This is a genomic window from Parasutterella excrementihominis YIT 11859, from assembly GCF_000205025.1.
Taxonomy (GTDB): Bacteria; Pseudomonadota; Gammaproteobacteria; order Burkholderiales; family Burkholderiaceae_F; genus Parasutterella; species Parasutterella excrementihominis.
In genome coordinates this window covers 1-6,775 of record NZ_GL883763.1, presented here as the reverse complement: position 1 = coordinate 6,775, position 6,775 = coordinate 1, and the positions used below count along the sequence as shown (strand labels likewise).

The window sequence follows — 6,775 nt, the reverse complement described above, 5'->3', positions numbered from 1 at the left end:
ATCCCCAAGCGCTTTGCGGACAAGAACTTCGAGGCTTATGAAGCGACTGAAAAAGGTCAATATCAAGCCCTTAAAAGCTGCATGGATTTCGCTCAAGAGTTAAAAGCTGACTGGTTCAGCGGTAAAACTCTTTTATTGATCGGTACTCCGGGAACCGGAAAAACTCACCTAGCTTGCGCTGTAGGTCATGAAGCGATCAAGCAGGGAAGGACAGTCCTTTACACAACGGTAACCCGGCTGCTAGAGGACATTAAATCATCTTGGAATGACAAAGAGCGTTCCGTGAAAAACATTATCGCCCGATATGTTTCGGTTGATCTGCTGATCATGGACGAGATCGGTGCATTTAGAGGGATTTCCGAGAGAGAAAAAGACTACCTCTTTGAAGTTATTAATGCTCGGTATGAACAAATGAAACCGATGATTGCCGTTTCAAATCTAAGGCTTTCCGGTGCAGATTCCATTGAAGCCTACCTCGAAGAACGATCTTTTGACAGGTTATGTGAACAGGCTCGTTTAGTGGTCTTTGACTGGGAAAGTTTCCGGAGGAAATCGTTATGTTAAGACAGCTGAGAAAAACAGCCGGAAGCCCCGAATCGGGATCGAGACTCCCTGCGTCAAACATCAACACAGCTGACGGTTATGAAAACCAACTGGCAGCGACCGCCGAGATGATTAACACGAGCAGCGCTAGAGGCACTCCGACCTTAACTTTGAAGGTAAATCCTTCTCTGTTCAGTTGTGTTAATCTCTCTACGAAGATTAGCGAGTTCTTAGACCGCATCGCTTTTTCTCCAAAGATTAGACACGGCTCAACTGTTACCAGCAGTTGGGCCGTTGCTGTTTTACGGAGTCAAAATGAACTTTCGTTGTATGCTTCAGAAAAAATGCCGGAACAAAACAACCGTCCCGGCATTGCTCGACGCTATCGTTTAATCAAAAGCAACAGCGCACCTGCCCCAATTACCGCTAGAGAAACAGAGCCCTCAAAGTTGACAACAAAGTCAGCTCTGACGGATAATTCCCTCAACACGATAAGGAGCAGAAATAGTCGTTTTACGTTTACTTGCACGACTAATCTCCTTGTTCAAGGGCTCGGCGCTTGTCCAAGGCGCTTCGAGCCCTGTGTTTTTCTTCCCTCAAGAAACTTAGAAGATTTCGTCTCAAAAGGGTCCTCTGCTTCTTCTTTCAGAAGCATTTCCGAAAAAACAACAAGGTCTGGGAATGATACAGATTTTGTTCTGAGAAGTCGCGCCGCCAGAAAACGCAGAAACAAGACAACTTCTGCCCTTCTTTTCAAAAACGTCGAGCAGAAACCGGCCTTCAGTTATTAAAAACTCCCAACACTTTAATCCCAACAGAGGAACAAAGATGACTAATGAAAATGCAGAAAATTGCGTTTTTGATTCAAATGACAGTACACCCACTGAAAGTTTCAGCACTGAGTTGTTGGATGTTATAACGGCAGCGCTGGAAGATCCGGACAATCATTTGGATTCGATTGTTAAAGAAGCTTTAAAACGGATGGATGGAACCTCTATTACCTTTGCAATACCGGGAACCGTATCTATAACCGGAGCGGATATTCTTATCAGCGTAGATCGAGAACATATCCTTCGGGAAGAGCCATACCAGGTTCATGACTGGAACCGCTGGCCTTACGTTTTACCACCTATAAAAAACGAACTGTTGCCCGGTGATCCCTTTAATTTTAAGTGGATGATTTATTTGAATGACGGAAGATGCGTCGTCGATAAATTTAAAGAAGGAAGATGGCAAAAATGGCCTTCAGACAAAATTCTTTTCTTCAAAGACTTTTCTCCCGTTCCTGCTTCAGCCAAAGCACTGCTTGATCCCGAAACGGCCCTAGGCTGGTCGTCTGTAGCCTCTTGTGAGCCGCCTGAAGGTGTGGCTTGTGAAGTTCTGCTGAAGAATCATTTAAGAGGCTATTGCTCAACGTTTAAGGAAGGTCATTGGGATTTTTTCAACGATTCTGTAGTTGCTTTTAAAGCCATTAACCTTCCGTATGCAAATTATCCGGAGAACTAAAAATGATTACTCTGACCGTAATTAACAACAAAGGTGGTGTTGGAAAATCATTCCTTTCAACACAATTTGCGTTCTATTGCGCCTTGAAACGTGGTTTACGCACCTTGTTTATCGATTTAGATCCTCAGGCGCATTCTTCAAACTGTTTGTTTGATTCAAAGCTTTTTGAGCCCGCTAATGTTTCTTCAGGTTTGCTGATGCAGCAAGGAGGATTGAGAACAACCGGAGCCGCCCGGCTTCTAGTTAGAGCGGATACAAATTTGGAAGAACTGGAGCGAAGCGGTGAAGAAGCTCATAACGGCTTTGTAGAAAATTTGCTCAACAGCTTAAACGAGATCCAAGACGATTTTGATATTTGCATTATTGATACCAATCCCTCATACGATATTCGCCAGATTGCTGCACTATTAGCTGCAACCCATTACGTTTGCCCTGTCAACCTGAAACAAGAAGCTCTCGAGGGAGTAGAAATGCTTTTAGGCAGAGCCCAAGAGGTTTCGACCATCAATGAGAAACTTCAGTTTGCAGGATTGGTATTGAACATGGTCGAAAGGAAGCCTTATCAGATTGAAAACTTTAAGCAGCTTTGGGTATTGGCAAAAGATCTGATACTGAAACAGGAAAACGGTCTAAAACCGGCATGGGTTCTTAATCGAAATGAATATGCAGCGGCACAAGGACAGCATCGGCCGGTATGGGTAAGTAAAAACTCAAAACCCGGTGAGGCATGGTACGAGCTAAGGACGGTTTTTCTAAATTTAGCAGCAGCTCTTAATTTACCTGAAAACAATCCTCTTCGTGTGGTTTGGAACGAGGACGGAAGTTTAGCCGTCGTGAACAGCTCCAGGGAGGATAATTGAAATGGCTCTGAACTTGAATCGGCTAAGTAAGATCGCAAGCGGCAAAAAGTCAGTCCTGAATACTGAAGGCAAGATTCTAGACATCGAATTAGACAAAATTAAACCTGATCCTAACCAGCCAAGAAAACAATTTAATGACGCGGAACTCTCAGAGCTATCCGCCAGTATCCAAGAATATGGGCTGCTTCAGCCAATAGTTGTCCGAGCTAATTCAGATGATACGTTCACAATTATCAGCGGAGAGAGGCGTTTTCGGGCGAGCCAACTCCTTCAGGCTAAGTCAATTAAAGCGATTGTGAATACTTCTATTGCCGCTGAAAACATTAGCTATGCTCAGATGGCGGAAAACTTGAAGCGATCTTCACTAACTGTCGTTGAGGTTGCTGACTTTATTTGTGAGCGGATTTCTTTAGGAGAAAAACAGGTAGAAATTGCCGAGAAACTTGGATTGGAAAAAGCTCTGGTGTCCAAGTATTCAGCTTGGAAAGAGTTTCCGGAAGAGATTCAATCAGCCTTAGCGGAAAAGAAAATAAATAGTATCCAGACGGCTTATATTCTCTATAAAAAATGGATAGAGCATCCCTCAGAAGTAGAGACTTTCCTTGAAGGCCGGGAGTTTATTTCAAAAGCAGAGGCGAACAACTTCAATCCTCAAAGTTGTTCCGGAACAACTTTTTCGACTGAATCTGAAGACGCCGCCGATATTTTGCCTCAAGAGCAAAACGAAAAAATAGAAGGTGAACAAATCGAGTTTTCAGATAAGGAGACAGTTGCTGAAGAATCTCAAGCAGAAGCCGACGAGTTATTCCCAGGGGCAAAGATTGATGAATCTTGCTACCAGCCTCTGGAAGATGAAAATAATATAGACAACGAGCAAGAAGAGAATGCAGAGGAAGCATTTAAAGAAAGCCCTAGTGAGGACTCTTTTGATGATGTTGAACCATCCGTAGAAAGTTTCCCGGATGAAGAAACAAAAGAGCAGCTCTATAAAAAACCGATAATTTTTTGTCTTGTTGACGGAAGGGAATGTGAGCTTCTCTATAAGCGGAAAGCTTCGGACGGTATTGTCTGTGTAAAGTTTGAAGACGGATCAGAGCAAGAAGTCATTGCAGAGGAAGTACAGCTTAATCGAATTTGTGAATCTTAACCCTCCATAGTCAAGAGAGATACCCTCCCTTGGTAACGTTGTTGGGGAGGAAGTCAAGAAGGAAAAGCCCCGCTAGTGCAGGGCTAAACTTTGCCGACCTAGAAGACACTAAAACCGGTCGGAGTTCGTCTGGGGCTATTCTAAGGTTTTTTAAAGCGGTTGGTATCCTTGATTAATAGCAACGGGAATAATTGACTACAGATTTTTGAAATAGTATGATTATTTCAAAATTTTCCTCTTTTTACTTCATCATGGATAAAACAACTAAAAAAGAAAACCGTGGCGGCGCTCGCGAAGGTGCAGGCCGCAAAGGTCTCGGCAGTACAAAACGGGTTTCTGTCTGCCTCACGGACAAATTGGTTCCGGTTTTCAAACAGTTAGGTGGCGCAAAATGGCTTCGCTGTGAACTTGAACGTGTCGCAGAACCTGCTCGTACCCTCGACACAGACCAGATCCTTGTTCCGGCCATGAATCCGACGCACCTGAGCATTCCAGTTTACGAATGCGGGGTTCAGGCCGGGTTCCCTTCCCCGGCAGAAAGCTATATCGACAAAACGCTGGACTTAAATGAATATTTGGTTTCCAATCCCGCCTCCACATTCTGCGTCTACGTAACAGGCGATTCCATGGACTTGGCCGGTATGGACGAAGGCGACCTCTTGGTCGTCGACCGCTCGCCGGAACCCAAGAACGGAGACATCGTCATCATGAGCATTAACAATGAATTCACTGTTAAACGCTATATGAAAGACGATAAAGGACTGCGTCTGCTCCCTGAAAGCTCAAATCCGATCTACAAGCCCATCCTCCCGAAAGACTACGATGAATGGCGCTTTATCGGCGTCGTGAAGTACACGATTAAAAGCAACTAGCTATGCAGGTGTTCGCGCTGGTGGACGGAAACTCTTTCTTTGCCTCCTGCGAAAAAGTTTTTCGTCCGGACTTAACTGACCGTCCCGTAATTGTGCTCAGTAATAACGACGGGTGTGTCGTTGCTCGATCGAAGGAAGCCAAAAAGCTCGGCATCAAAATGTGCCAGCCGTACTTTCAGATCGAAGAATTCTGTATACGGGAAAACGTCGCCGTTTTCTCAAGCAACTACGAACTCTACGCCAATCTCTCCGGGCGGATGATGTCAACCATCGCCTCCCAAGTTGACTGCATTGATCCGTACAGTATTGATGAGTGCTTCGCCAACATGAGCGGCTACGAAGGTCTGGGTACTGATCTAACCCAGTTAGGTTTTCGGATTAAAGACAAAGTATTTAAGGATGTAGGAATTCCAACGTGTGTCGGTATCGCGCCGACAAAAACTTTAGCCAAATACTGCAACCATTTAGCGAAACACTATGGCGGCCTAAAAGGCGTTTGCAATTGGCTCGACTTAACGCCTCAGCGGCAGGCAAAAGCGCTTGCTTGCGAACCAGTTTCTGAAATTTGGGGTGTAGGGAGACGTTATACGGAACACCTAGAAAAGATGGGTATTCGGACGGCCTTAGATTTAGCCCGTGCAGATGCAGAGGCCATCCGAAATCGGTTTGGCATTACGCTTTCCATGACAGTACGAGAACTTCAGGGAACGTCCTGCATTCCACTGGAACTTGTAAAACCAAAAAGACAGCAAATCATGAGAAGCCGCAGCTTCAGTCATTTGGTCTGCGACAAAGACGATTTGCTAGGCGCAATCACGTTCCATGCCCAGGAATGCGGAAGAACCTTGCGTCGCGAAGGTACGGTGGCGCACACCGTCGGTATTGTCTTAAACACGAATCCTTTCCGCCTTCAGGATGTCCAACAGCAGGCTTATCCGTGTGTGGGACTTCCCTACCCGATCTCGGACACCAATACGATCATTCACTGTGCCCGACGGCTGCTCAATCAAAGTTACCGCAGAGACTTCCTCTATAAACGCACCGGCGTCTACGTCGGTGAAGTCGTTCCGAAAGGTGCAGTCACCAAGGATCTTTTTGAAGAGACGGAAACCGAACAGCAGCAGATCATCTGTGAACTGATGGATTCCATCAACACGCGCTACGGTAAGAATACGCTCTGCTTTGCGGCTTCTAAATTAGGAAAAGGTACTTGGGAAATGTCTCGTGCGCGGCTCAGCCCCGGATACACCACCTGCTGGAAAGACCTGCCCCGCGTCGGGCCGCTCTTAGAAGAAACGGTTCCGTTCTGATTCACTACTTCCAACTTGTTTGCCTCATAAAATTTCCGAGGAATTTTTTAAATTTCGGCTGACTCTCCTTGGCGCCCTACATAGGCATTCAAAGCAAAGTTTTTTCTTTCATGAAAGAGAACATCAGAAGTACTCCTTTGCGATTATTTTGGCAATTTAACTTTGGATAAGGTGCAAAATGCTTTTTATACCAACTGCATCCACTGGCTGGAAGAAGAATCCGGTCGAGTTGTATTTATCGTCCCTCGGCTCCCGTCGTTCTTCGATAACAATGCAAAACTGCATAAAAAATATTGCAAGGGTTCTTGGACATGAAAATTACGAATTGATTGATTGGTCAAAACTGAGGACAAGCCACTGGACATTGATCAAAAACCACTTAACTGCAAGAAATTGTTCCGGTGCAACTGTTAATCTTTATCTCAATGCATTTAAGGCGGTCGCGAAGGCAGCCTGGTCACAAGACTATTTGCCCCAGTCTGCGTATTTAAAAATTCAAGCTATTAAAGCAGTGAAATACCAGCGATTACCGAAAGG

The 6,775-nt window shown here is 45.1% G+C and carries 7 protein-coding genes; all 7 read left to right on the top strand.

From position 1 onward, the window contains the following. Positions 1-564: ATP-binding protein (locus tag HMPREF9439_RS13385; protein WP_008865083.1), on the top strand; the 564-nt coding region annotated here is incomplete at its 5' end. 807 nt (positions 565-1,371) lie between these two features. Then, positions 1,372-2,049, top strand: coding sequence for a hypothetical protein (locus HMPREF9439_RS12220; protein ID WP_008865081.1), 678 nt, complete (start codon positions 1,372-1,374; stop codon positions 2,047-2,049). Positions 2,050-2,051: 2 nt separating this feature from the next. Further along, entirely contained in the window at positions 2,052-2,909 is an 858-nt protein-coding gene (locus HMPREF9439_RS12215) for a ParA family protein (RefSeq protein ID WP_008865080.1), read from the top strand. Position 2,910: 1 nt separating this feature from the next. Beyond that, the gene (locus HMPREF9439_RS12975; protein WP_008865079.1) at positions 2,911-4,056 is read left to right on the top strand and encodes a ParB/RepB/Spo0J family partition protein; all 1,146 of its coding nucleotides are present in this window, start codon (positions 2,911-2,913) and stop codon (positions 4,054-4,056) included. 215 nt (positions 4,057-4,271) lie between these two features. Continuing rightward, positions 4,272-4,928: a LexA family protein gene (locus tag HMPREF9439_RS13530; RefSeq protein ID WP_008865078.1), complete on the top strand. Its 657-nt coding sequence runs from the start codon at positions 4,272-4,274 to the stop codon at positions 4,926-4,928. A 2-nt stretch (positions 4,929-4,930) separates the two neighbouring features. Beyond that, positions 4,931-6,238: a Y-family DNA polymerase gene (locus HMPREF9439_RS12200; RefSeq protein WP_008865077.1), complete on the top strand. Its 1,308-nt coding sequence runs from the start codon at positions 4,931-4,933 to the stop codon at positions 6,236-6,238. Between the two features lie 178 nt (positions 6,239-6,416). Next, positions 6,417-6,775, top strand: a 359-nt coding sequence (locus HMPREF9439_RS13320) for a phage integrase SAM-like domain-containing protein (protein ID WP_040603693.1), incomplete at its 3' end; no start/stop codon positions are given.

Excerpts from the sequence above, each read along its gene's own strand:
- HMPREF9439_RS12200 (WP_008865077.1), top strand. The coding sequence starts at position 4,931 with ATGCAGGTGTTCGCGCTGGTGGACGGAAACTCTTTCTTTGCCTCCTGC.
- HMPREF9439_RS13530 (WP_008865078.1), top strand. The coding sequence starts at position 4,272 with ATGATTATTTCAAAATTTTCCTCTTTTTACTTCATCATGGATAAAACA.
- HMPREF9439_RS12215 (WP_008865080.1), top strand. The coding sequence starts at position 2,052 with ATGATTACTCTGACCGTAATTAACAACAAAGGTGGTGTTGGAAAATCA.
- HMPREF9439_RS12975 (WP_008865079.1), top strand. The coding sequence starts at position 2,911 with ATGGCTCTGAACTTGAATCGGCTAAGTAAGATCGCAAGCGGCAAAAAG.
- HMPREF9439_RS12220 (WP_008865081.1), top strand. The coding sequence starts at position 1,372 with ATGACTAATGAAAATGCAGAAAATTGCGTTTTTGATTCAAATGACAGT.